Genomic DNA, 23,213 nt, shown 5'->3' with positions numbered 1-23,213 from the left:
TGTTCGTGACTGCCCGTACGCTCAACCTCGACGATGCCCTCTATCAGTACCTGCTGGACGTTTCCCTGCGTGAAACGCCATTGCTGCGCCGCCTGCGGGATGAAACCCAAGCCTTGCCCACTGCGCGCTGGCAGGTTGCGCCGGAGCAGGGGCAATTCCTCGCCCTGTTGATCAAGCTGATCGGTGCTCGCCGGGTACTGGAAGTTGGCACCTTCACTGGCTATAGCGCCTTGTGCATGGCCCAAGCGTTACCTGAGGATGGTTCGCTGGTCTGTTGTGATCTTCCTGGTGACTACAACGCCACTGCCCGCCGTTACTGGCAGGAGGCTGGAGTCGAGCAGCATATCGATCTACGCCTGGCGCCTGCCCTGGAAACCCTGGCCAGCCTGGAGCAACAGGGGCAGGGTGATTCTTTCGACCTGATCTTCATCGATGCCGATAAGGCCAATTACCCGGCTTACCTGGAGTCCGCGCTGCGCTTGCTGCGTACTGCAGGGTTGGTCGTGTTCGATAACACCTTGTGGAGTGGGCGGGTGTTGGAGGTGGCTCCTGCCAGCGAGGATACCCGGGCCATCCAGGCGCTCAATCGTGCCCTCAAGGATGACCCGCGTATCGATCTGTCGTTGCTGCCCCTGGGGGATGGCCTGACCCTATGTCGCAAGCGCTGAGCTCAGGGTTTCTTGGCAGTGCTCACGCGCCAGATCTTGTTGCCGACGTCATCGGCGACCAGCAGGGCCCCTTGCTGGTCGATCACCACTCCCACCGGTCGCCCCATGGCGTTCTTGTCAGCATCTAGAAAGCCGCTGAGCAGGTCGATCGGCTGTCCTTGGGGCTTGCCGCCGCTGAACGGTACGAAGATCACCTTGTAGCCGCTATGGGGCTTACGGTTCCAGGAACCGTGCTGGCCGATGAAGGCGCCTTCGGTGAAGGGGGCGGGAAGCTTGCTGCCTTCGGCGAAGGCCAGCCCCAGCGAGGCGGTATGCGGCCCTACGGCATAGTCCGGGGCGATGGCCTTGGCCACGAGCGCCGGGTCCTGGGGCTTGACCCGCACATCCACGTGCTGGCCGTAGTAGCTGAAGGGCCAGCCGTAGAAAGCGCCATCCTTGACCGAGGTGATGTAGTCGGGCACCAGGTCGCTGCCGATCTCGTCCCGTTCGTTCACCGCTGTCCAGAGCGCTCCGCTCACTGGTTCCCAGGCCAGGCCGTTGGGGTTGCGCAGGCCGGTGGCGAACAGTCGGTGCTGGCCACTGGCACGGTCCACTTCCCAGATCGCCGCCCGGCCTTCTTCCTTGTCCAGGCCGTTTTCGCCGACGTTGCTGTTCGAGCCGGTGGTCACGTACAGCTTGCTGCCGTCCTTGCTGGCGATGACGTTCTTGGTCCAGTGGTGATTCAGCGTGCCGCCAGGTAGGTCGAGCACTTTGATGGCGCTGGCGTTGATCCTGGTGTCACCGTTCTGGTAGGGAAAGCGCAGCAACTTGTCGGTGTCGGCCACATACAGGTCGTTGCCCACCAGGGTCATGCCGAAGGGCGAGTTGAGGTTTTCCAGGAATACGCTGCGAGTCTCCGCCACACCGTCATGATCGGCATCGCGCAGCAAGGTGATGCGATTGGCGCTGGGAACGGTGGCGCCGGCGCGCTCCATCACCTTGCCGGCTACCCAGCCGCGAAGGCCCTGGCTGTCGTCCGGCTTGGGCGGGGCATTGGTTTCTGCCACCAGGACGTCCCCATTAGGCAGGACATAGAGCCAGCGTGGATGGTCGAGGTTCTCGGCGAAGGCGTTGACCTGGGTGCCGCTGGCGGCCTGGGGTTTGGTTCCCTGGGGCCAGCCGACGGCCGGGGCGATGTTCAGCGTGGGAATCAGCGTGGGATTGGGTTCCGGCAGCTTGGGGGTTGGGCCGGTTCCATCCGCGACCTGAAGGCTGGAGGTTTCGCCGCAGGCGGCGAGGCCAGCGGCGATGATGAGCAAGGTATGGCGTGGCTTGAGCATGTTGATGTCCCTATGGATGCGCGAACGTTCAATCATAGAGAGGCATGGGCGGGCCTGGGTTCCTTGTACTCAGCGGGCTTCCTTGAACAGTACGGCTATTCCGGGGTGATACTGGCCAGCCTCGTTGTGTAGTTTGCGATACGCATAGGGGAAATACCAGGCCACGGCGCAGCAGTGTTCCTTCTGCAGATCGTCAAGCATGTCCTGCAGCTCTTCGGGAGTAGCACTGTGCTGTGCCTTTTGAGGGGCGACGAACAGGCAGCCAAGCTTCAGGTCGCTGGCATAGCTGATCGCCTTCGCCTCATTGGCGATATCCAGCAGTGCCTGGGTCAGGTTCAGGCTGTTGACTCGTGGCCAGCGCTGGGTGGCCTGGATGTAGGCGCGTTCTTCCTTGGTGGCCAGGTACAGGCCGGTACGAGCGTTGCGTGCGCCTTCTTCAAGCTGCTTCTTGCTGGGGCTGTGTTCGAGGGTCACCATCTCGGCCATCCAGGCCGCAGCGGAGAGCAGGCCCAGGTTGGCCTGTTCGTCGAACCAGTAAGGGGTTTCGTTATCGCCGCGGACCGCGTTGTAGCGGTCAATGCAATCGAACCAGCGCTCCAGCATCGGACGCAGGAATTCCAGCCTTGGATTGCTGATGATCATGCCTTGCATCGAACTCACCCCTTATTGTTGTGTGACGGGACGTCATGTCCTGAAAGTGGCTATTTGATATCACTCCCTCCAGTGTGGCACAAGATTGGCGTCAGTTTGTTGATGCAGTGCAGTTTTGTGCAGGATATGGCGGGCCGCTTCAATTGACGCTCCATTCTCAACCCTCTAACCTTCGCGACTTGTTTCAGGTGCTCTGTGGCCACAGGTCGATAGAGTGAAACAGGGAAGCCGGTCAGGGTCCTCTCCAGCCATGGAGCAGGCGACGATTCCGGCGCTGCCCCCGCAACGGTAGGTGAGTCAAGATTGCGCAAGTGCCACTGTGTCGACGCAGGCATGGGAAGGCGCGCAGTCCGGCAGCGATGCCGCTCATGAGCCCGGAGACCGGCCTGACTCATCCAACGGCATCACGGTGGGCGATGCCAGGCTTGTGCCGTCTATTCCTGTTCCTGCCCCCAGTTCCCCCAGCCCCAACGGAGAGCTGTCCCATGAGTGAATCCTACGAGCGTGACGAACGTCACCTGGCGCGCATGCTGCGCAAAAAAGCGGTGATCGACGAGCGTATCGCCAACTCCCCCAATGAGTGCGGACTGTTGCTGGTGCTGACTGGCAACGGCAAGGGCAAGAGCAGTTCGGCCTTTGGCATGCTGGCACGGTCCATGGGGCACGGCATGCGGTGTGGCGTGGTGCAGTTCATCAAGGGTCGCAACAGTACCGGTGAGGAACTGTTTTTCAGGCGTTTCCCCGAGCAGGTGCGGTTTCATGTAATGGGTGAGGGTTTCACCTGGGAGACCCAGGATCGCCAGCGTGATATCGCCGCCGCCGAAGCCGCCTGGGCGGTATCCCGGGAGTTGCTGAGCGATCCAGAGATTGGCCTGGTGGTGCTCGATGAGCTGAACATCGCCCTCAAGCATGGCTACCTGGACCTGGATCAGGTGCTCAGCGACCTGCAAGCCCGTCCGCCGATGCAGCATGTGGTGGTGACAGGGCGCGGGGCCAAGCCGGAAATGATCGAGTTGGCCGACACCGTCACCGAGATGGGCATGCTCAAGCATGCCTTCCAGGCCGGTATCAAGGCGCAGAAAGGCATCGAGCTGTGAGCGTGAACCCATGAATGATGTTCGTCATTGCCCGGCGGTATTGATCGCCGCACCGGCATCCGGCCAGGGCAAGACTACCGTGACTGCCGCCCTGGCGCGCCTGCACCGCAATCAGGGGCGCAAAGTGCGGGTCTTCAAGTGCGGGCCGGATTTTCTCGACCCGATGATTCTCGAGCGTGCCAGTGGTGCCCCGGTGTACCAGCTGGACATGTGGATGGTGGGTGAGCAGGAGAGCCGCCGCCTATTGTGGGAAGCCGCGGGCGAGGCCGACCTGATCCTGATCGAGGGGGTCATGGGGCTGTTCGACGGCACGCCCTCCAGCGCCGACCTGGCACGGCATTTTGGAGTGCCGGTGCTGGGGGTGATCGACGGTACCGCCATGGCCCAGACCTTTGGTGCCCTGGCCTTGGGCCTGGCGCGCTACCAGCCGGACCTGCCATTTGCCGGGGTGCTGGCCAATCGTGTCGGCACCTTGCGCCATGCGCAGTTGCTCGAAGGCAGCCTCACCGAAGGGTTGCGCTGGTATGGCGCTCTGTCCCGGGAGACGGATATCGAATTGCCCAGTCGCCATCTGGGGCTGGTGCAAGCCAACGAGCTCAATGACCTGGACTTGCGCCTGGATGCTGCCGCCGAGGCGCTGGCCAGCAGTTGCCAGGTAGCGCTACCGCCTGCCGTCGGCTTTGCCGCCCCCGTTCCGACAATGTGTGAACCACTGCTCGAGGGTGTGCGCATTGCCGTGGCGCGGGATGAGGCATTTGCCTTTACCTATGGCGCCAACCTGGACTTGCTGCGAGCCATGGGGGCGCAGTTGAGCTTCTTTTCACCGATCCACGATCGCGAGCTGCCTGAGGCCGACAGCCTGTACCTGCCAGGCGGTTACCCCGAATTGCATCACCAGGCGCTGGAGCGCAACAGTGCGATGCTGGCGGCTATTCGTGCTCATCATGGCGCTGGCAAGCCCTTGCTCGCCGAGTGTGGCGGGATGTTGTACTTGCTGGATTCCCTGGTCGATGTCCAGGGCCAGCGAGCCGAGCTGCTGGGCCTGCTCCCCGGCGAAGCGGTGATGCAGAAGCGTCTGGCTGCCCTGGCCTTGCAAGCGGTGGACCTGCCGGAGGGTAGCCTGCGAGGCCATACCTACCATCATTCCCTGACCAGTACCGAGCTTGCGCCTATCGCCCGGGGCTCCAGTCCCAACGGTGGCCGTGGTGCCGAGGCGGTCTATCGGGTCGGGAGAATGACGGCCTCCTATGTGCATTTCTACTTTCCATCCAATCCTGCGGCGGTGGCCGCGTTGTTCGCTCCGAAGCGAGAGGTTGATGTAGCTGGGGGCGTCACGGGTGACTGAACAGGCTTTTTCCTCGCTCGAGCGCGAGGCGGTCTATCGGGCCATTGCCGAGCGTCGCGACATGCGCCATTTCGCCGGCGGCAGCGTCGCTCCCGAGCTGTTGCAGCGCTTGCTGACGGCAGCCCACCAGGCGCCGAGCGTGGGGCTGATGCAGCCTTGGCGTTTCATCCGCATCAGCGACCGCGTGCTGCGGGGGCAGATCCAGCAATTGGTGGAAGAGGAGCGAGTGCGCACCGCCGAGGCCCTGGGGGAGCGCTCCGACGAGTTCATGAGGCTCAAGGTCGAAGGCATCAACGATTGCGCCGAGCTTTTGGTGGCCGCGTTGATGGACGGCCGCGAGCGGCATGTCTTCGGTCGGCGGACCCTGCCGGAGATGGACCTGGCGTCCTTGTCCTGCGCGATCCAGAACCTGTGGCTGGCGGCGCGTAGCGAAGGCCTGGGAATGGGCTGGGTATCGCTGTTCGAGCCCCAGGCGCTAGCCGACTTGCTGGGCTTGCCGGAGGGGGCCAAGCCCCTGGCCGTGTTGTGCCTGGGGCCGGTCACCGAGTTCTACCCGGCGCCAATGCTGGCCCTGGAAGGCTGGGCACAGCCGCGGCCGTTGAATGAATTGTTGTATGAAAACCGCTGGGGAGTAAGCCAATGAGCGTGGCATTGCTGAGTGTCGCCGGGGTGGCACTGGATGCGTTGCTGGGCGAGCCCAGGCGCTGGCATCCACTGGTGGCGTTCGGGCGCCTGGCGGATCGGATCGAGCAGCGTTTCAACGCTGCCGGAAGAGGCTGGCGCAGTCATGGTGTCACTGCCTGGGTGCTGGCCGTCCTGCCCCTGACGCTATTGGCCACGGCGTTGTCCTGGTTGCCCTATATCGGCTGGCTAGTGGAGATCCTGGCGTTGTACTGCGCCCTGGGGCTGCGCAGCCTTGGCGAGCATGTCGAGCCCGTGGCCCAGGCGCTGCGCAGCGATGACCTGGACGAAGCTCGGCGCCGGGTAGGGTATCTGGTGAGCCGCCAGACCAGCGAGCTGGACGCCACCGCTGTGGCTCGGGCAGCGACCGAATCGGTGCTGGAAAACGGTAGCGATGCGGTATTCGCCGCCTTGTTCTGGTTCGCTGTGGCGGGTGTGCCGGGAGTGGTGCTCTATCGACTGAGCAACACCCTGGATGCAATGTGGGGCTATCGCAACGAGCGCTTCGAGCGCTTCGGCTGGGCAGCCGCACGGATCGACGATCTGCTCAACTATGTGCCGGCGCGCCTGGTGGCCCTGACTTATGCCTTGCTGGGCAAGACCCGCCTGGCGTTCAAGTGCTGGTACCGCCAAGGGCCCACCTGGGACAGTCCCAATGCGGGCCCGGTGATGGCGGCTGGCGCCGGCGCCCTGGGCGTCGAGCTGGGGGGCGCGGCGATCTATCATGGTCAGTTGCATCAACGCCCACAGTTGGGCGAGGGCGAGCCGGCAAGTGCCGGTTCCATCGATCGTGGCTGGCAACTGGTGCAGCGAGGCGTTTGGCTCTGGTTGCTGATTCTTTGCCTGGGGGCTGAATTCTATGCTTGAGCACGGTGGGCGGTTACGCAAGGCAGCCCTGGAGCAGGGTATTCCTGAAGAGGACTGGCTTGACCTGTCCAGTGGCCTGGCGCCCTGGCCGTTTCCATTGCCGCAGATACCGCTGCGTGCATGGGCGCGCCTGCCAGAGACCGACGATGGCCTGGAGCAGGCGGCCTGCGAGTACTACGGCGCCAGGGAGGTGCTTCCGGTAGCGGGCTCTCAGGCTGCGATCCAATTGCTGCCGCGTTTGCGACGTACGGGCAAGGTCGGGGTGTTGTCGCCCTGTTATGCCGAGCATGCGCAAGCCTGGCGCCGCGCCGGGTACCGGGTTCGCGAGGTGCTGGAGCAGGAGGTGGACTTCTTTCTCGACAGCCTCGACGTGCTGGTGGTGGTCAATCCCAACAATCCCACGGGCCTGAGCCTGCCCCCGGAGCGCCTGCTGGAGTGGCACGGGCGCCTGGCCCAGCGCGGTGGCTGGCTGGTGGTGGACGAAGCCTTCATGGACAACACCCCCGAGCTGAGCCTGGCCGGTCATGCCCACCAGGTGGGGTTGATCGTCCTGCGTTCCTTCGGCAAGTTCTTCGGCCTGGCTGGTGTGCGGCTGGGGTTTGTCCTGGCCGAGCACCGGTTGCTCAAGCTACTGGCCGAACAGGTCGGGCCCTGGGCTGTCAGTGGACCAACCCGGGTGCTGGGCCAGGCCTGTCTGCAAGATGTCGCCGGGCATGCCCGCCAGCGCCAGCGCAGCGAAGTGGCCAGCCAGCGGTTGGTGGACGTCCTGGAGCGCCATGGTTTCAAGCCCCAGGGAGGTTGTGCCCTGTTTCAATGGCTGATCACCGCCGAGGCCGAGCGCTTGCATCAGTTCATGGCGCGACAGGGCATTCTGCTGCGCCTGTTCGTCCATAACAGCAGCCTGCGTTTCGGCTTGCCTGCCGAGGAGGCCGATTGGGTGCGCCTGGATCAGGCGCTGCTGGCCTACCGCAAGGATCACCCATGACAACACTGATGGTGCAAGGCACCACTTCGGATGCCGGCAAGAGCACCCTGGTTACTGCGCTGTGTCGCTGGCTGGTGCGCCAGGGTGTCGGCGTGGTGCCCTTCAAGCCGCAGAACATGGCCCTCAACAGTGCGGTGACCGCCGATGGCGGCGAGATCGGCCGGGCCCAGGCGGTCCAGGCCCAGGCTGCTAACTTGGTGCCTCACACCGACATGAACCCGGTGCTGCTCAAGCCCAATAGCGACACTGGTTCCCAGGTGATCATCCATGGTCGTGCGGTGACCACCATGAATGCCGTGGCCTATCACGACTACAAGGCGGTTGCCATGCAGGCGGTGCTGGCCTCCCACGAACGGCTGCGGGCCGCTTACCAGGTGGTGATGGTGGAAGGTGCCGGTTCCCCGGCCGAGATCAACCTGCGGGCCGGGGACATTGCCAATATGGGGTTCGCCGAGGCGGTGGACTGCCCGGTGTTGCTGATCGCCGATATCAATCGTGGCGGTGTGTTCGCCCATTTGGTGGGTACGCTGGAGCTGCTTTCGCCTAGCGAACAGGCCCGGGTCAAGGGCTTCATCATCAACCGCTTTCGGGGAGACATCGCATTGCTGCAACCAGGCCTGGACTGGTTGCAGCAACGCACTGGCAAGCCGGTGCTGGGCGTGTTGCCCTATGTCATGGACTTGCACCTGGAGGCCGAGGACGGTATCGACCAGCGTCAGGCCAGCAAGGTCGAGCAGTTGCTCAAGGTCGTGGTGCCGGTGTTGCCGCGCATCAGCAACCATACCGACTTCGATCCCTTGCGCCTGCATCCCCAGGTGGACCTGCAGTTCATTGGCCCCGGCCAGGCGATTCCCGCGGCAGACCTGATCATTCTTCCTGGTTCCAAGAGCGTACGCAGCGACCTGGCCTACCTGCGGGCCAATGGTTGGGAGCAGGCGATCTCCCGGCACCTGCGCTATGGCGGCAAGCTTCTGGGGATCTGTGGTGGCCTGCAGATGCTCGGCGAGCAGGTGCACGATCCCCTGGGGCTCGAAGGCGTAGCGGGATCGAGCGCGGGCTTGGGGCTGCTGGCCTTCGAGACCGTGCTCGAAACAGAAAAGCAGTTGCGTAATGTCAGTGGTCGCCTGGTCTTGGAAGACGCGAAGGTCAGCGGCTACGAGATTCACGCCGGAGTCAGCCGTGGGCCTGCCTTGGAGCAAGCGCCTGTGCGGCTCGACGACGGGCGCAGCGATGGCGCCTATAGCGACGACGGACAGATTATCGGCACTTACCTGCATGGCCTGTTCGAGACCCCGGCCGCGTGTGGCGCGTTGCTGCGCTGGGCTGGGCTGGAGGATGTGCAAGAGGTGGATTACCACGCCTTGCGCGAGCGCGATATCGAGCGCCTGGCGGACCTGGTGGAGCGCCACCTGGATACCGGCGCGCTGCGCCAGCTCTGTCACCTCTAGCCGCGCCCATGTTCCGTTTTCTCTTCAAAGGTGCCCAAGCATGTTGCAACTGATCCTCGGCGGTGCCCGCTCCGGCAAGAGTCGCCTGGCTGAAAAGCTGGCCGGTGACAGTGCCCTGGCGGTGACTTACATCGCCACCAGCCAGCCACTGGATGGCGAGATGAATCAGCGCATCGTCCATCACCGCGAGCGGCGTCCGGCACATTGGGGGCTGATCGAGGAGCCGCTGGAGTTGGCTCGGGTGCTGCAGCAGGCCGCTGCCGAAGGGCATTGCCTGTTGGTGGATTGCCTGACCCTGTGGCTGACCAACCTGCTGATGCTCGAAGACCAGGCACGCCTGGTCGCCGAGCGCGACGCCCTGCTGCAGTGTGTGGCGACACTGCCGGGCAGCATCATTTTTGTCAGCAACGAGACCGGGATGGGTGTCGTGCCGCTGGGCGAGTTGACTCGCCGCTACGTGGATGAAGCCGGTTGGCTGCATCAAGCTCTGGCCGAGCGTTGTCAGCGTGTGGTGCTGACTGTCGCCGGCCTGCCCCTGACTTTGAAAGGACCCGCGTTATGAGTAATTCCTGGTGGCAGAATCCGTGCAAAGCGATCGATGCCCAAGTGGTCGAGCAGGCGCTGGCGCGTCAGCAGCAACTGACCAAGCCGGCCGGCTCGTTGGGCCAACTGGAGCCACTGGCTGTGCGCCTGGCGGGGCTGCAGGGGCAGCTCAAGCCGAGCCTCGAGCAGCTGTGGATTGCGATTTTCGCCGGTGATCACGGGGTGGTGGCTGAAGGTGTTTCTGCCTATCCGCAGGAAGTCACCGGGCAGATGCTGCTGAACTTTGTCAGTGGCGGCGCGGCTATCAGTGTGCTGGCCCGTCAATTGAGGGCGCAGCTGGAAGTGGTGGACCTCGGGACTATTAATCCCAGCCTGGAGCTGGCCGGGGTGCGTCACCTGAACCTGGGGCCGGGTACGGCGAACTTCCTCATGGGCCCGGCCATGACCCCTGCCCAGGGCGAGCAGGCACTGCAGGCTGGTCGCGACAGCGCGCTGCGTGCTCGCGAACAGGGCGCCCAGTTGTTCATTGGTGGAGAAATGGGCATTGGCAACACCACGGCCGCCAGCGCCATCGCCTGCGCCTTGCTGGGCATTCCGGCTGCGCAACTGGCTGGTCCCGGTACTGGCTTGAACGCCGCTGGGGTCAGCCATAAGGCCCAGGTCATCGAGCGTGCCCTGGCGCTGCATCCGCAGGCTTGCAATGACCCGTTGTACGCATTGTTCAGCCTGGGCGGCTTTGAAATCGCGGCGTTGGCGGGGGCCTATCTGGCTTGCGCCCAGGAGGGTATCGCGGTGCTGGTGGATGGTTTTATCTGCAGCGTTGCCGCGTTGGTGGCTGTGCGCCTGAATCCGGCCTGCCGACCCTGGTTGCTGTTCGCCCATCAGGGCGCCGAGCCGGGGCATCGCCATGTGTTGCAGGTCCTGGAGGCCGACCCCTTGCTGGACCTGGGGCTGCGCCTGGGTGAGGGCAGTGGTGCGGCACTGGCGGTACCTTTGTTGCGCCTGGCTTGCGACCTGCATGGGCAGATGGCGACCTTTGCCGAGGCTGCCGTGGCAGACCGTCCGGCATGATCCTGCACCTGGATCTGTTGCGCCACGGCGAGACCGAGTCGGGGGGGGGCTTGCGTGGCAGCCTGGACGATGCGCTGACCAGCCATGGCTGGCAGCAGATGCACGATGGAATCCAGGGGCGCGGTGAATGGGATTTGGTGGTCAGTTCGCCTTTACAGCGTTGTGCTCGGTTTGCCGAGCAATTGACCGAGCGTCTGCAATTGCCGCTGGTCCTGGAACCGGACCTGCAAGAGCTGCATTTTGGTGCCTGGGAGGGGCGCAGTGCGGCATCCCTGATGCAGACCGATGCCGAGGTGCTGGGGCGCTTCTGGTCCGATCCCTATGCTTTCACCCCGCCTGAAGGTGAGCCGGTGGAGCGTTTCTCACAGCGGGTGCTGGCGGCGATCGACCGCCTTCACCTGGCTCACGCCGGTCGACGTGTACTGCTGGTCAGCCATGGCGGCGTGATGCGCCTGCTGTTGGCCAGGGCGCGCGGACTGCCTCGTGAACAGCTGTTGAATGTCGAAGTGAACCATGGCGCCTTTTTCAGCCTGAAGGTGATGGCGGCCGGCTGCTTGAGCGAGGAGGGTTGAGATGCTGCCGTTCTGGATTGCCTTGCAGTTCCTCAGCAGCCTGCCGATCCGCCTGCCAGGCATGCCGCAGCCTAAGGAGCTGGGGCGCTCCCTGTTGTGCTATCCGCTGGTGGGGTTGCTCTTCGGGATCTTGCTATGGGCGTTGAGTGCCTTGCTCGGTGGGGTTCCGGTATTGCTGCAGGCGGCCCTGCTCCTGGCGGCCTGGGTCTTGCTCAGTGGCGGCTTGCATCTGGATGGGTTGGCGGACAGTGCCGATGCCTGGCTGGGTGGTTTTGGTGATCGTGAGCGTACCCTGAGCATCATGAAGGACCCTCGCAGCGGGCCGATTGCCGTAGTGACCCTGGTACTGGTGCTGTTGCTCAAGTTCACTGCCCTGGTGGTCCTGATCGAACGGCAGCAGGGCTTTGCCCTGCTGCTGGCACCGCTGATCGGGCGTAGCGCCTTGCTTGGGCTGTTCTTAAGCACGCCTTATGTGCGTGCCGGTGGCCTGGGGCAGGCCCTGGCTGATCATTTGCCGCGTTTGGCTGGGCGGCAGGTGATGGGCTTTAGCGTGCTGGCCTGCCTGCTGCTAGGGGGGTATAGCGGGCTGTGGGCCCTGCTCATGGCTTTCGCGGCGTTCTGCTGGTTGCGCCATCTGATGCTGCGGCGGCTTGGGGGTACTACTGGAGATACCGCCGGGGCCTTGCTGGAGCTGTTGGAGATGGTGGTTTTGCTGAGCGTGGCGCTGTTTTGAACAACAGTGCGCTGCGGTATTTTTATTGAAAATTATTGCCTTGGATCAGTCGCGGGTATATACACGCATCATGCTTCCCTCTCAATGTTTGTGCACCAACCTGCGGCGCGCCGCCCGTGGCGTCAGCAGGTTCTATGACGGAGCCCTCGATGGCTTCGGGATCAACGTCGCCCAGTATTCCTTGCTGAATAATCTGCTGCGCCTGGACCAGCCAAGCATTTCCAGCCTGGCTGAAGCCATGGGGCTGGATCGCAGTACGCTAGGGCGCAACGTGCGGGTCCTGGAGGCTGCTGGCTTGGTGCGCTTGATGGAGGGTGACGACCAACGCAACCGCCTGGTGCAACTCACCGAGGCCGGGCGTGAGCGGCTGGCCGCAGCCCTGCCGGCCTGGGAGGCTGCCCAGCAGCGACTGATCGATCGCCTGGGGGCGCAGAAGCGTGAAACCCTGTTGGCCTTGCTGAACGAACTGGCTTGATGAGGGTTCGTTCGAATATAAGCGGGTAGCTACCCGTAACGGAGAATAAAAATGTCATCGACGTGGCGTACCAGCAGTTGGGTACTTCTTGGCAGTGCACTGATTCTGGCTTTATCGCTGGGTATCAGGCATGGCTTCGGCCTGTTCCTGCCACCCATGAGTGCGCAATTCGGCTGGGGGCGTGAAGTCTTCGCGTTTGCCATCGCCTTGCAGAACCTGATCTGGGGCCTGGCCCAGCCTTTCACCGGGGCGCTGGCCGACCGTTTCGGGGCGGCGAAGGTGGTGCTCATCGGTGGTGTGCTGTATGCCGTCGGGTTGCTGTTCATGGGGTTGGCGGATTCCCCCCTGTCGCTGTCCCTGAGTGCCGGGTTGTTGATCGGCATCGGCCTGTCCGGTACGTCGTTCTCGGTGATTCTTGGTGTGGTTGGTCGGGCGTTGCCGCCAGAGAAGCGCAGCATGGGCATGGGGCTCGCCAGTGCCGCAGGCTCTTTCGGACAGTTCGCCATGTTGCCCGGAACCCTCGGCCTGATCGGCTGGCTGGGCTGGTCCAGTGCATTGTTGGTGCTGGGCTTGCTGGTTGCGTTGATCGTGCCCTTGGTGAGCATGCTCAAGGACAAACCGCTACCGGTGCTAGGGCACGAGCAAACCTTGGCAGAAGCCCTGCGCGAGGCGTGCTCTCATTCCGGGTTCTGGTTGCTGGCGTTCGGCTTTTTCGTCTGCGGCTTCCAGGTGGTGTTTATCGGTGTGCATCTTCCGGCCTACCTGGTGGACCAGCACCTGCCAGCGACGGTAGGTACCACGGTGCTGGCCTTGATCGGCCTGTTCAACATCTTCGGGACCTATACCGCAGGTTGGCTCGGGGGGCGGATTTCCAAGCCGCGTCTGCTCACGGCCCTCTATCTGCTGCGGGCGGTGGTGATCGTGTTGTTCCTGTGGCTGCCGGTGACCCAGACCAGTGCCTACCTGTTCGGCATGGCCATGGGGTTTCTCTGGCTATCGACCGTGCCCTTGACCAACGGGACGGTGGCCACCTTGTTTGGGGTCAGGAACCTGTCGATGCTTGGCGGTATCGTGTTCCTGTTCCACCAATTGGGTTCTTTCCTGGGGGGCTGGCTGGGAGGCGTGGTGTATGACCGCACAGGCAGCTACGACCTGATCTGGCAGGTGGCGGTCTTGCTCAGCCTGTTGGCTGCTGCCCTCAATTGGCCGGTGCGTGAGCGTCCCGTGGCGCGCTTGCAGGCCAGCGCCGCATGAGGCCCTGGCTCGCTTGGGGCATCGGTCTGGGAGTGGGGACCGTCCTGCTGTTGCTGGCCTGGTGGGGTTGGCACCGCGGTGGGTTGGCGTTGATGCAGTTGGGCATGGGCGCTTGCTAGGCGTGTGCAGGGGCGAGTAACTTCAGTGTCTTGCGCTTACTCAAGGACACCGGATATGGCCATGCGCTGGTTTGCTGTTCCAGCTTTGCTCGTGACTCTCGTCGGTTCGACCTGGGCCGCTGATTGCCCTGCACTGCTGCAGGGCTCGTTGCCCAAGCTGCACGCCAAGGAGTCCATCGATCTGTGCCAGCGCTTTGCCGGCAAGCCGCTGGTGGTGGTCAACACGGCAAGTTTTTGCGGCTTCGCCCCGCAGTTCAAGGGCCTTGAGGCCTTGTACCGGCGATACAAGGACCAAGGGCTGGAAGTGCTGGGAGTACCGTCCAATGACTTCAAGCAAGAAGCCAAGGATGGGGCGCAGACCGCCAAGGTCTGCTATGTCAACTATGGTGTGACGTTCACCATGACCGAGCCGCAGAAGGTCAGAGGCGCAGATGCGGTGCACCTGTTCAAGGCGCTGGCCGAGCAGAGTAGTACGCCGAAGTGGAACTTCTACAAGTACGTGGTGGACCGCCAGGGCAAGGTGATTGCCAATTTCTCCAGCCTGACCAAGCCGGATAACCCGGAGTTCATCGAAGCCGTGGAGAAGGCGCTGGCGTCGGGGTCCTGACGGTCCTGCCTGATCATGAAAAAACCCCGCATTTGCGGGGTTTTTGTCAAACCAGGAAGCGCCTACAACGGTTTAGAACTTGTAGGTGGCACCCAGGCCATAGCCCCAGGCACTGTTCTGGTAGGTTGCGCTATAAGCAGGGCCTTTGCCAGTACGGTTGACATTGACGTCTTCTTCTTTCAGGTAGGACACGGCCACGTCGAAGGTCAGGTCGTCGGTTGGGCTGTACCCGGCACCGAAGCTGATGGCCTTACGATCGCCTGTCGGGATGCGTACGGAGCGATCGGTGTTGTTGGTTGGTGCCTGGTCGACCGACAGGCCGCTGCGCAGTACCCACTCTTTGTTCAGCTTGTAGGAGACACCGATGGCCGAGGCCCAGGTGTCATGCCAGTTCTGTGGCTCGACACTGGTGCCGATAGGGCCGGCGGTGCCACCCAGTCGCGCTGGAACGCCTTCGTTATTGACGGTGATGTCTTTCAGGCGGCTCCAGCGGGTCCAGGTGCTACCTGCGTAGACGGTCCATTGGTCGTCCAGCTTCTGGGTGATCGAGAAGTCGACGATTTCTGGAGTAGTGATATCCAGGGAGGCCTTGTAGCGGTTGCCGTTGTATGCACCGAAGCCTATGCCGGAGATATTGGTATGGCCGTCGAGCTCGTACTTGACCTTGGAGTGGTAAGTCAGGCCGAGGCGGGTGCTTTCGGTCGGCTGGACAATGATACCGACGTTGTAACCAATGGCGGTGTCATCACCCTTGACGTTCACCCTACCGTCGTTTTTTCCGAGGGTCGGAGCAAATGGCACTGCCGAGGTCAGCTGGCCACTGATACGGTTGATCGTTGGGCCGAAACCGATGGATACCATGTCGTTGAAGGCGTAGCTGATGGTCGGTTGCAGGGTCACGACCTTAACTTCGCTCTTCTTGCCGTAATAACGACCGGCAGAGTTACTTTCATAGTTGGTAATCAGGCCGAAAGGTGCATAGGCACCCAGACCAAAGGCCCAGCCATCACCCAGTTGCTTGACGATGAAGCCCATTGGGACGCTGGTAAATGGCACCATGTCGCCATCGTTGGAGCCGCCAGGAGCGCCACCTTTCTCGTTCTTGATATTGGTCTTGGCATCGATTGCCGCTACGCCCACGGTTACTTGGTCGCGCTTGAGCAGGGACATGCCGGCAGGGTTGCCATAGAGGGTGCTTGCATCTTCGGCAGCGGAAGAGCGGCCAGCGAAGCCGGTACCCATGCCGCTGATGCTTTGTTCGTTAAGGGCGAAGCCGCTTGCGAAGATCTGGCTGGATGCCACCGCAACGGCGAGGCCAATGGTGGATTTGAGCATTACTTTTTTCATTATTAGAACTCCTGATGATCACCGAGGCGAAAACTACCAATATTTCTGTCTCGGCGCTATAGGCTGCAATAGTTGATTTAGAGCGGTTTTGTAGGACAATCCGACCAAAATCAGGCTTTTTCTCTGATCTTGTAAAAGTGGTTGTCAGCAGGCGACCTGATTCAGTGGCGAAATGCAGGTTTGCCAGGCGTAGGCGAAATCTCTGAGGCGTCCTTGTGGTTGAAAAGTCTTTCTCCAGATACGGGCCATGCCGAGCAGGTCGTCGGCAGCGGGAAGCGGGGTGTGTTGTTCTTCCACCAGCAGCCAGGCAATGGCCGTGGCATAGCGCAGGTTCACGGTCAGTTCCAGGTGAGGGCCACTGAGAAATGCATGCTGGCTGGCCAGCCCGCGAACCAGGCTGGCGCGTTCCGGGTCCAGTGCCAGGTAGTGGTCCCAGAGGGCGCGGTGGCGGGGTTCGGTGATGCGATACAGGCCATGGCCGCGACGATCGTGCAGGGCCGAGCCCAGCGCGGACTGGCTGGCGGCGATGCCCAATAACAGGGCTTCAGCGGTCTTGCTATGGCTACCCAGGTACATCAGTGTTGGGCGAATGACATAGCGGCACAACTCGCTGGCGGCGATACCCATAAGGCCCTCGAGAATTGAATTGGCCGGCGAAACCTGAAGGTGCTTGGCAGCGAATGAAGGGGATCAGGTTTGCCGGAAGCGGATCGGGCCGCTTGAGTTGAAGTGTAGTGTCATATCTGTGCTGTAAAGGACTGTTTTTAAAATATTTCCGTTCTCTTGTTATATGCCTTATGCCGATTAGTACTTTGATCGCTGCAGCCGACCGATAAATCACAGGCAATAAAAAACCCCGCAGCAGGGCGGGGCTTTTGGGTTTCGGCGTACTGCCGGATCAGGCGACCAGGGCCTGGCGGGTGCGTTCGATCACTGCTTGCAGTGGCTCGGCGCTGGAGTACTGGTCGGGGTACAGGCGTTCGCTGTGGCGAGCGATGCCGTGTTCGTTGACCAGGGTAAAACTAAAGCCGCCTTTGCGGGTTGCCATGATCAGGCAGTTCAATGGTGCAAAAGCGTGGGTTAGGGTGCGAATGGCATCCTGAGTCTGGATTTGAATAGACATATTATTAGGTGTTCCTACAAATGACACGGTTATAGAACCGTGCAACGTTAAAACGTTCCAGTAACGCCGACCGCCAAGGGTCGAGCGAAGAACCTGTCTGGAACAAAGCAGCCAGTTTGCAGCGCTTTGATTACAGTTGCGCTAAGGCTGGCAGGTAGGTACTTAGGAGGTCAGGCAGCACAACAAGGGCTAAGGTTCTGGGCCCAGGGTGGAGATCCTGATCAATTTGCAGGTTGGTTCGGTCAGAGCAGGTGTTTCGCGCTTGGCCTTGGGTTTTATTCCTGGGCCTGGTTAGGTGCGAATCTGCCTGGAAACCAGCGAGATGGTCGGTCCTTGAGGTTCGGTTGCTGCTCGTTTTGGAGGGCTACCGGGGGACTTGTTCGACCAGAATTGACTTTCAGCTTGGTACTAACGGCGGCCATTCTATTGAGTTGAGGGAAACAATGCAAGCGCATTAGGAAAATTCCCCCAAGGTCTAGCGCGAAAGTGTAACCCTACTGGCTCTGGCGTGTACGAAAACGGTGCGTTACCGACGCTAATTTCGGTGCGGTTGTGCACACTTGTTGCGCAGCGTGTCACCCTGTTGTCACCTTCTTCGAAGCATGGCCTATAGCCTGTCTCGAGAATTTAAGTCAATGATAAACATCGCTTTTTTTTACTGGTGAAAAAATCGTCAGTTTGACTGGAAGGCCCGTCTCATGGGGCTTCGCGAGGGTTGTGGAGGGGTTGTCCACTGAGTTATCCACAGCTTCTGTGGATTGTCCCAAGCACTTGCTCTAGGACGGGCGTGCTGGCTCTTTTTGACTTTACCCTGGCGAAAAAAGGAGTAGAGTGGCGCGCCTTTCGATCTGCCCCACAGTGCTTTATGAAGTTTCGCTCAGTATCACCTTCTGTTACCGCTACCCCTGCAAGTGTTACCGAACCCAAGCGTTTCTCCCTACGTGTCGCCCTGTGGTTGTTGGATAGTCCTCGCCTTGGGCATAGCTCGAGCGTCAAGCACTTCGCCGGACGTTTGCTCAAGCAGCCGGCCCGGGAAGGGGTGGTGGTGGCCCAGAGCCGTTTGGGTCGATTGATGTGTAGCGAATGTGGCAATGCGCGAGATCGGCGTATCGGCCACGACCTGTTGCGCCAGGCGGCTCGCGCTGGTGACCGTCGTGCTCAACAAGAGCTGGTTCGGATCGAAGACTGATCTGTCCAACCCCTGACTGCTTGGTTAACCTTCATTCCTTATCTTGATGGCAGGAGTCGCTATGGCTATGGACTTGACCAGCATGCTGCTAGGCCTGGCGGGCGCCGCGTTGCCGCTGCTGGCATTGGCCTGGCAACTGCAGCGTCGCGCCAGTTCCAGCCAGGCTGAGCTGGCGCTCCTGGAGGAGCGGCTGGCGACGGCCCAGATGGCCCAGGAAGGGCTGCTGGCGCAACTGGACGCCAGCCGTGATGAAGTCAGCGACCTGAGCCAGGCCAATGGCCTCAAGCAGGCAGAGATGGCCGCCCTGGGGCGGGAAGTCGAGTTGTTGCAGATCGAGCGTGACAACGCCCGGGACGCAGCCCATGCCTGGAGCCTGGAGCGTGCGGCCAAGGAGAGTGAGTTGCGGCGCCTGGATGCTCAGGCCGCGTCATTGAGTGCCGAGTTGCGTGAGCAACAGGAAAGCCACCAGCAGCGGCTCATGGACCTGCAAGGCTCCCGGGATGAACTACGGGCGCAATTCGCCGAATTGGCGGGCAAGATCTTCGATGAGCGCGAGCAGCGTTTTGCCGAGACCAGCCAACAGCGACTTGGGCAATTGCTGGATCCGCTCAAGGAGCGTATCCAGTCCTTTGAAAAGCGCGTGGAGGAGAGTTACCAGGCCGAGGCCCGGGAACGCTTTTCCCTGGCCAAGGAGCTGGAGCGCCTGCAGCAGTTGAACCTGCGCCTGAGCGATGAGGCCACCAACCTGACTCGTGCCCTCAAGGGGCAGAAAACCCAGGGTAACTGGGGCGAGCTGATTCTCGAGCGGGTGCTGGAGCACGCAGGTCTGGAGAAGGGCCGTGAATACCAGACCCAGGTCAGCCTGAAAGGCCCGGATGGCGAGCGTTTCCAACCCGATGTACTGATCCTGTTGCCGGGCGACAAGCAGGTGGTAGTGGACTCCAAGGTTAGCCTCACCGCCTACCAGCAGTTTGTCGGTAGCGATGATCCGCAGGTTGCCCAGGCTGCCTTGAAGCAGCATGTGCTGTCCCTGCGCAATCATGTCAAAGGCTTGGCCGGCAAGGATTACAAGCGTCTAGAGGGTTTGCACAGCCTTGATTTCGTCCTGCTGTTCGTACCGATCGAAGCGGCATTCTCCGCGGCCTTGCAAGCCGAGCCGAACCTTTTCCAGGAAGCCTTCGACCGGCATATCGTGATCGTCAGTCCGACGACCTTGCTCGCTACCCTGCGGGTGATTGACAGCCTGTGGAAGCAGGAGCGCCAGAGCCAGAATGCCCGGGAGATCGCCGAGCGAGCAGGTTGGCTGTATGACAAGTTCGTACTGTTTATCCAGGACCTGGATGAAGTCGGCAATCGCCTGCAGCAGTTGGACAAGGCTTATGCCGCCGCGCGTAACAAACTGACCGAGGGGCGCGGCAACCTGATCAGTCGTAGCGAGCAGCTCAAGCTGCTAGGCGCCCGTGCCAGCAAGAGCCTGCCGGCGGACTTGCTGGAGCGGGCGATGACCGATGTCGATGGGCAGGAGCTGGAGCTGCCGGAGTAGCTCGCTCCTCACCCCAGGGGTAGATGCCGGCTGAGCAAGGCGCGCAATGCGGCTGGTTTCACCGGTTTGGCCAGGTAGTCCAAGCCGGCGGCGTGTACTTGGGCGACCATCTCCGGGCGCCCGTCGGCGCTGATCACCACCCCGGGCACCGGCTCACCCAACTGGGTACGCAGCCACGCCATGACATCGGTGCCGGTCTCGCCGTTGTCCAGGTGGTAATCCACCAGGGCCAGTTGCGGCCTGATGCCTTCCTTGAGTAGCGCGGCGCATTCGTCGCGATTGCGTGCCGTCCAGACCTGGCATCCCCAGCGGCTGAGCAGGCTGTTCATGCCGATCAGGATGCTGTCTTCATTATCCACGCAGAGTACTTGTCCTCCATTGAGCGACTGTCCGTTGAGCTCCGTGGCCTTTCCGGGGGCGATCGCGTTGCTGCGGGCCAGGGGCACGCTGACGCTGAATACGCTGCCCTTGCCAGGCCATGAGCGGACTTGCAGGGGGTGGCCAAGTACCCGGCACAAGCCATCGGCGATGGCCAGGCCCAAGCCCAGGCCTTTTTCGGCGCGGGTCTGGTGGCTGTCCAGGCGCTTGAATTCCTCGAAGATCACCTGCTGCTTGTCCAGGGGAATTCCCGGACCCCGATCCCATACCTCAAGGCTCAGCGAGTCGCCCCGACGACGGGCCCCCAGGAGCACGGGGCCCTTGGCGTAGCGGAAGGCATTGGTCAGGAAGTTCTGCAGGACCCGGCGCAGCAGCTTGCTGTCGCTGTCGATACGCAGGTGGCTGCCGCGCAGGCGGAATTGCAGCCCTTGTTCCTGGGCCAGTGCCTTGAATTCTGCGCCCAGGGTGTCGAACAGCTCATTGAGGACAAAAGGCTTGCGATCCGGGGTGATCTTGCCGTTTTCCAGGCGCGAGATATCCAGCAGGTCGCTGATCAGGTCCTCGGCCGAGCGCAGCGAGCTGTCCAGGTGCTGGACCAGTTGCTGGGCCTCGGCGGACAAGCCGTCTTCCTGATGTGAAAGCGCTGCGGAAAACAGCCGCGCGGCGTTCAATGGTTGCATCAGGTCATGGCTGACGGCAGCCAGGAATCGTGTCTTGGACTGGTTGGCCATCTCTGCGGTGCCCTTGGCCTCGATCAGCGCGGCATTGAGTTGCGACAGCTCATGGGTACGCTCCGCCACCCTTTGCTCCAGGCCTTCGTTGGCTTCGGTCAGGGCCTGCTCGGCTTCGCGAAACGGGGTGATGTCGGTGAAGCTCATGACGAAGCCGCCGCCGGGCATCGGGTTGCCGATCAGTTCGATCACCCGGCCGTTGGGGAACAGTCGCTCGGACGTGTGGGCCCGTCCCTGACGCATCCAGTGCAGGCGTCGGGCCACATGGACCTCCGCTTCGCCGGGCCCGCACAGGCCTCGCTCGGCATTGTGGCGAATGATGTCGGCGATCGGCCGGCCGACGCTGATCAGGCCTTCGGGATAATTGAACAGTTCGAGGTAGCGACGATTCCAGGCCACCAGCTTCAGGGACTGGTCCACCACGCTGATGCCCTGGGTGATGTTCTCGATCGCCCCTTGCAGCAGGGCGCGGTTGAACTGCAGGACCTCGGAGGCTTCGTCGGCGATACGCACCACGTCCTCGAGCTGCATGTCCCGCCCCTCGATGGCGGCCTTGACCACTGCCCGGGTCGAAGAAGCGCCCAATACACCAGCCAGCAGGCGCTCGGTATGGGCGATCCACTCACCGTCGGCATTCTGGTTGGGGTTGAAGCCCTTGCCTTGGCGGTAGGCGAAGCGAATGAAGCTCTGGCGGGCGCGCTCCTCACCGACAAAACGCGCGGCCAGTTTCAGCAGGTCGTCGATCTGGACGGCCAGCATCGAGCGAGAGCTCAGGCGGCTGCTGATTTCCTGGCCGATGAAGCGCCCGGCCTGCCAATGCTCCGAAACCCGGGTGCGCGACAGTACCGAAACCCAGGCGAACAGGGTGAAGTTGCCTGCCAGGGACAGCACCACGCCCTGGGTCAACGGCGTGATCGGCAGGTTCAGTGGGTTGCCGTGCAGCCAGGCCAACCCCGGGAAGCTGCTCAGGGACCAGCCCAGGCTATGGGCGGCGATGGGCAGTACCAGGGTGTAGAACCAGATGAAGGTACCCGCGGCGAGGCCGGCGAACACACCGCGCCGGTTGGCCTGTTTCCAGTACAGCGCGCCGACCATGGCCGGCGCCAGCTGGGTCACCGCGGCGAAGGCGATCTGGCCGATGGTGGCCAGGCTGGCGGTGGAGCCCAGCAAGCGATAGCTGACATAAGCCAGCAGCAGGATGGCGACGATGCTCACCCGGCGCACCGAGAGCATCCAGTGGCGGAACACCTCGAAAGGGCGTTCGGCGTTCTTGTGCCGCAGCAGCCAGGGCAGCAGCATGTCATTGGAGACCATGGTCGAGAGTGCCACGCTGGCGACGATCACCATACCGGTGGCGGCTGATGCACCACCGATGAAGGCCAGCAGGGCCAGCGCTGGGTGGGCCTGGGCCAGGGGCAGGCTGATGACGAAGGAGTCCGGCAGCACGCTGCTGGGCAGGAGCATCTGCCCGGCCAGGGCGATGGGCACCACGAACAGCGCAGCCAGGGCCAGATAGGCCGGGAACACCCACTTGGCCAGGCGCAGGTCCTGGGGTTCGATGTTTTCCACCACGGTGACGTGGAACTGGCGGGGCAGGCAGATGATCGCCATCATCGCCACCCCGGTCTGCACCACCATCGATGGCCAGTTGATGGTTTCTTCCCAGTACTGCTCCAGGCGCGGCGCCAGCATGGCCTGGTTGAACAGGTCGTCGAAGCCGTCGTACAGGCCGAAGGTCACGAAGACCCCAACGGCGAGGAAGGCGAACAGTTTGACCAGGGACTCGAAGGCAATCGCCAGCACCATGCCCCGGTGGTGTTCGGTGGCGTCCAGGTTGCGGGTGCCGAAGACGATAGTGAACAGGGCCAGGATCAGCGACACGATCAGCGCCGTGTCCTGGGCGCGCGTGCCCATGGTGTCGGCTCCCGCGCCGATCAGCAGGTTGACCCCGAGCACGATGCCCTTGAGCTGCAGGGCGATGTAGGGCAGTACGCCCACCAGGCAGATCAGCGCCACGACTACCGCCAGGGACTGGGATTTGCCATAGCGTGCGGCGATGAAGTCGGCGATCGAGGTGATGTTCTCCTGCTTGCTGATCATCACCATCTTCTGCAGCACCCAGGGTGCGAAGACCAGCAGCAGGATCGGCCCCAGGTAGATCGGCAGGAAGGCCCAGAGTTGCTCGGTGGCCTGGCCCACGGCGCCAAAGAAGGTCCAGCTGGTGCAATAGACCGCCAGTGAAAGGCTATATACCCAGGCCCGTACGCGTGGTGGAAGGGGCGCACTGCGCCGATCGCCATAGAAGGCGATGGCGAACATGATGGCCATATAGGCCAGGGCGACGGCGGCAATCAGCCCGCTGGACAACGACATGGGAACTCCGGAACGAAAACACCGGGCACATCATCCCGGCCAGACAGTCTGGCACGATGTCGGGTCCTCGTCAGTGTCGACCATGGTATCGGCG

The 23,213-nt window shown here is 62.3% G+C and carries 22 protein-coding genes and 1 riboswitch; of the genes, 16 read left to right on the top strand and 6 right to left on the bottom strand.

What is annotated here, in order from left to right; translation table 11 throughout:
• Positions 1–5: 5 nt before the first annotated feature.
• Positions 6–668 (top strand): class I SAM-dependent methyltransferase, encoded by a 663-nt coding sequence (locus tag ATY02_RS27095; RefSeq protein ID WP_068587490.1) that lies wholly within the window; start codon positions 6–8, stop codon positions 666–668.
• A gap of 2 nt (positions 669–670) precedes the next feature.
• Here ATY02_RS27095 and ATY02_RS27090 read toward each other — a convergent pair whose 3' ends face one another.
• Both ATY02_RS27090 and ATY02_RS27085 read right to left on the bottom strand, forming a co-directional pair.
• A complete protein-coding gene (locus tag ATY02_RS27090) occupies positions 671–1,987 on the bottom strand; it encodes a PQQ-dependent sugar dehydrogenase (RefSeq protein ID WP_068587574.1) in 1,317 nt (438 codons plus the stop codon).
• 69 nt (positions 1,988–2,056) lie between these two features.
• Complete coding sequence (locus ATY02_RS27085) at positions 2,057–2,638, bottom strand: hypothetical protein (RefSeq protein ID WP_068587488.1); 582 nt, start codon at positions 2,636–2,638, stop codon at positions 2,057–2,059.
• Between the two features lie 169 nt (positions 2,639–2,807).
• Positions 2,808–3,043, top strand: a riboswitch (cobalamin riboswitch).
• 80 nt (positions 3,044–3,123) lie between these two features.
• Here ATY02_RS27085 and cobO point away from each other — a divergent pair.
• From cobO to ATY02_RS27020, 13 genes are all read left to right on the top strand, one after another.
• Complete coding sequence (gene cobO / locus ATY02_RS27080; protein WP_068587486.1) at positions 3,124–3,735, top strand: cob(I)yrinic acid a,c-diamide adenosyltransferase; 612 nt, start codon at positions 3,124–3,126, stop codon at positions 3,733–3,735.
• Between the two features lie 10 nt (positions 3,736–3,745).
• Positions 3,746–5,080: a cobyrinate a,c-diamide synthase gene (locus tag ATY02_RS27075; RefSeq protein ID WP_068587484.1), complete on the top strand. Its 1,335-nt coding sequence runs from the start codon at positions 3,746–3,748 to the stop codon at positions 5,078–5,080.
• Complete coding sequence (bluB, locus tag ATY02_RS27070; RefSeq protein WP_068587482.1) at positions 5,073–5,723, top strand: 5,6-dimethylbenzimidazole synthase; 651 nt, start codon at positions 5,073–5,075, stop codon at positions 5,721–5,723. Before ATY02_RS27075 ends, bluB begins: the two co-directional genes overlap by 8 nt.
• Entirely contained in the window at positions 5,720–6,628 is a 909-nt protein-coding gene (gene cbiB / locus ATY02_RS27065) for an adenosylcobinamide-phosphate synthase CbiB (protein ID WP_068587480.1), read from the top strand. The genes bluB and cbiB overlap by 4 nt, the downstream gene beginning before the upstream one ends.
• On the top strand, positions 6,621–7,613 hold the full coding sequence (gene cobD, locus ATY02_RS27060) for a threonine-phosphate decarboxylase CobD (protein WP_068587478.1): 993 nt from the start codon (positions 6,621–6,623) through the stop codon (positions 7,611–7,613). Before cbiB ends, cobD begins: the two co-directional genes overlap by 8 nt.
• Entirely contained in the window at positions 7,610–9,061 is a 1,452-nt protein-coding gene (locus ATY02_RS27055; RefSeq protein WP_068587476.1) for a cobyric acid synthase, read from the top strand. The genes cobD and ATY02_RS27055 overlap by 4 nt, the downstream gene beginning before the upstream one ends.
• A gap of 40 nt (positions 9,062–9,101) precedes the next feature.
• Entirely contained in the window at positions 9,102–9,623 is a 522-nt protein-coding gene (gene cobU / locus ATY02_RS27050; RefSeq protein WP_068587474.1) for a bifunctional adenosylcobinamide kinase/adenosylcobinamide-phosphate guanylyltransferase, read from the top strand.
• Positions 9,620–10,675: a nicotinate-nucleotide--dimethylbenzimidazole phosphoribosyltransferase gene (gene cobT, locus ATY02_RS27045; protein ID WP_068587472.1), complete on the top strand. Its 1,056-nt coding sequence runs from the start codon at positions 9,620–9,622 to the stop codon at positions 10,673–10,675. Before cobU ends, cobT begins: the two co-directional genes overlap by 4 nt.
• Positions 10,672–11,247: an alpha-ribazole phosphatase family protein gene (gene cobC / locus ATY02_RS27040; protein ID WP_068587470.1), complete on the top strand. Its 576-nt coding sequence runs from the start codon at positions 10,672–10,674 to the stop codon at positions 11,245–11,247. The genes cobT and cobC overlap by 4 nt, the downstream gene beginning before the upstream one ends.
• A 1-nt stretch (position 11,248) precedes the next feature.
• A complete protein-coding gene (locus ATY02_RS27035; protein ID WP_068587468.1) occupies positions 11,249–11,980 on the top strand; it encodes an adenosylcobinamide-GDP ribazoletransferase in 732 nt (243 codons plus the stop codon).
• Between the two features lie 70 nt (positions 11,981–12,050).
• Positions 12,051–12,455 carry a MarR family winged helix-turn-helix transcriptional regulator gene (locus ATY02_RS27030; RefSeq protein ID WP_068587466.1) on the top strand — a complete coding sequence of 135 codons (405 nt, stop codon included), beginning with the start codon at positions 12,051–12,053 and terminating at the stop codon, positions 12,453–12,455.
• Between the two features lie 51 nt (positions 12,456–12,506).
• Positions 12,507–13,709: an MFS transporter gene (locus ATY02_RS27025; RefSeq protein ID WP_068587464.1), complete on the top strand. Its 1,203-nt coding sequence runs from the start codon at positions 12,507–12,509 to the stop codon at positions 13,707–13,709.
• A gap of 174 nt (positions 13,710–13,883) precedes the next feature.
• The gene (locus ATY02_RS27020) at positions 13,884–14,435 is read left to right on the top strand and encodes a glutathione peroxidase (protein WP_068587462.1); all 552 of its coding nucleotides are present in this window, start codon (positions 13,884–13,886) and stop codon (positions 14,433–14,435) included.
• A gap of 72 nt (positions 14,436–14,507) precedes the next feature.
• On the opposite strand, the gene ATY02_RS27015 is transcribed toward ATY02_RS27020, so the two are convergent.
• The 3 genes from ATY02_RS27015 to ATY02_RS27005 form a co-directional block, all read right to left on the bottom strand.
• Positions 14,508–15,782 (bottom strand): OmpP1/FadL family transporter, encoded by a 1,275-nt coding sequence (locus ATY02_RS27015; protein ID WP_068587460.1) that lies wholly within the window; start codon positions 15,780–15,782, stop codon positions 14,508–14,510.
• A 144-nt stretch (positions 15,783–15,926) separates the two neighbouring features.
• Positions 15,927–16,409: a hypothetical protein gene (locus ATY02_RS27010; protein WP_068587458.1), complete on the bottom strand. Its 483-nt coding sequence runs from the start codon at positions 16,407–16,409 to the stop codon at positions 15,927–15,929.
• A 271-nt stretch (positions 16,410–16,680) separates the two neighbouring features.
• Positions 16,681–16,905, bottom strand: a complete 225-nt coding sequence (locus tag ATY02_RS27005) for a hypothetical protein (RefSeq protein ID WP_068587457.1) — start codon at positions 16,903–16,905, stop codon at positions 16,681–16,683.
• 865 nt (positions 16,906–17,770) lie between these two features.
• Here ATY02_RS27005 and ATY02_RS27000 point away from each other — a divergent pair.
• Both ATY02_RS27000 and rmuC read left to right on the top strand, forming a co-directional pair.
• Entirely contained in the window at positions 17,771–18,094 is a 324-nt protein-coding gene (locus tag ATY02_RS27000) for a hypothetical protein (RefSeq protein WP_083236069.1), read from the top strand.
• Between the two features lie 205 nt (positions 18,095–18,299).
• Positions 18,300–19,637, top strand: coding sequence for a DNA recombination protein RmuC (gene rmuC / locus ATY02_RS26995; RefSeq protein ID WP_176719821.1), 1,338 nt, complete (start codon positions 18,300–18,302; stop codon positions 19,635–19,637).
• Positions 19,638–19,645: 8 nt separating this feature from the next.
• On the opposite strand, the gene ATY02_RS26990 is transcribed toward rmuC, so the two are convergent.
• Entirely contained in the window at positions 19,646–23,119 is a 3,474-nt protein-coding gene (locus ATY02_RS26990; protein WP_068587451.1) for a PAS domain-containing hybrid sensor histidine kinase/response regulator, read from the bottom strand.
• Positions 23,120–23,213 lie beyond the last annotated feature (94 nt).

This window comes from Pseudomonas sp. BIOMIG1BAC (genome assembly GCF_001705995.2).
In the GTDB taxonomy this organism is placed as follows: domain Bacteria; phylum Pseudomonadota; class Gammaproteobacteria; order Pseudomonadales; family Pseudomonadaceae; genus Aquipseudomonas; species Aquipseudomonas sessilinigenes.
This window is presented reverse-complemented; position numbering and strand designations above follow the sequence as displayed.

What these genes read in the sequence shown, in the direction of transcription:
- ATY02_RS27020 (WP_068587462.1), top strand. Translation starts at nt 13,884, where the DNA reads ATGGCCATGCGCTGGTTTGCTGTTCCAGCTTTGCTCGTGACTCTCGTC.
- cobT (WP_068587472.1), top strand. Translation starts at nt 9,620, where the DNA reads ATGAGTAATTCCTGGTGGCAGAATCCGTGCAAAGCGATCGATGCCCAA.
- ATY02_RS27090 (WP_068587574.1), bottom strand. Translation starts at nt 1,987, where the DNA reads ATGCTCAAGCCACGCCATACCTTGCTCATCATCGCCGCTGGCCTCGCC.
- ATY02_RS27030 (WP_068587466.1), top strand. Translation starts at nt 12,051, where the DNA reads ATGCTTCCCTCTCAATGTTTGTGCACCAACCTGCGGCGCGCCGCCCGT.
- ATY02_RS27085 (WP_068587488.1), bottom strand. Translation starts at nt 2,638, where the DNA reads ATGCAAGGCATGATCATCAGCAATCCAAGGCTGGAATTCCTGCGTCCG.
- ATY02_RS27075 (WP_068587484.1), top strand. Translation starts at nt 3,746, where the DNA reads ATGAATGATGTTCGTCATTGCCCGGCGGTATTGATCGCCGCACCGGCA.
- cbiB (WP_068587480.1), top strand. Translation starts at nt 5,720, where the DNA reads ATGAGCGTGGCATTGCTGAGTGTCGCCGGGGTGGCACTGGATGCGTTG.
- cobC (WP_068587470.1), top strand. Translation starts at nt 10,672, where the DNA reads ATGATCCTGCACCTGGATCTGTTGCGCCACGGCGAGACCGAGTCGGGG.
- ATY02_RS27005 (WP_068587457.1), bottom strand. Translation starts at nt 16,905, where the DNA reads ATGTCTATTCAAATCCAGACTCAGGATGCCATTCGCACCCTAACCCAC.
- cobO (WP_068587486.1), top strand. Translation starts at nt 3,124, where the DNA reads ATGAGTGAATCCTACGAGCGTGACGAACGTCACCTGGCGCGCATGCTG.
- ATY02_RS27000 (WP_083236069.1), top strand. Translation starts at nt 17,771, where the DNA reads ATGAAGTTTCGCTCAGTATCACCTTCTGTTACCGCTACCCCTGCAAGT.
- ATY02_RS27015 (WP_068587460.1), bottom strand. Translation starts at nt 15,782, where the DNA reads ATGAAAAAAGTAATGCTCAAATCCACCATTGGCCTCGCCGTTGCGGTG.
- ATY02_RS27055 (WP_068587476.1), top strand. Translation starts at nt 7,610, where the DNA reads ATGACAACACTGATGGTGCAAGGCACCACTTCGGATGCCGGCAAGAGC.
- ATY02_RS27010 (WP_068587458.1), bottom strand. Translation starts at nt 16,409, where the DNA reads ATGGGTATCGCCGCCAGCGAGTTGTGCCGCTATGTCATTCGCCCAACA.
- ATY02_RS27025 (WP_068587464.1), top strand. Translation starts at nt 12,507, where the DNA reads ATGTCATCGACGTGGCGTACCAGCAGTTGGGTACTTCTTGGCAGTGCA.
- rmuC (WP_176719821.1), top strand. Translation starts at nt 18,300, where the DNA reads ATGGCCCAGGAAGGGCTGCTGGCGCAACTGGACGCCAGCCGTGATGAA.
- ATY02_RS26990 (WP_068587451.1), bottom strand. Translation starts at nt 23,119, where the DNA reads ATGTCGTTGTCCAGCGGGCTGATTGCCGCCGTCGCCCTGGCCTATATG.
- cobU (WP_068587474.1), top strand. Translation starts at nt 9,102, where the DNA reads ATGTTGCAACTGATCCTCGGCGGTGCCCGCTCCGGCAAGAGTCGCCTG.
- cobD (WP_068587478.1), top strand. Translation starts at nt 6,621, where the DNA reads ATGCTTGAGCACGGTGGGCGGTTACGCAAGGCAGCCCTGGAGCAGGGT.
- ATY02_RS27035 (WP_068587468.1), top strand. Translation starts at nt 11,249, where the DNA reads ATGCTGCCGTTCTGGATTGCCTTGCAGTTCCTCAGCAGCCTGCCGATC.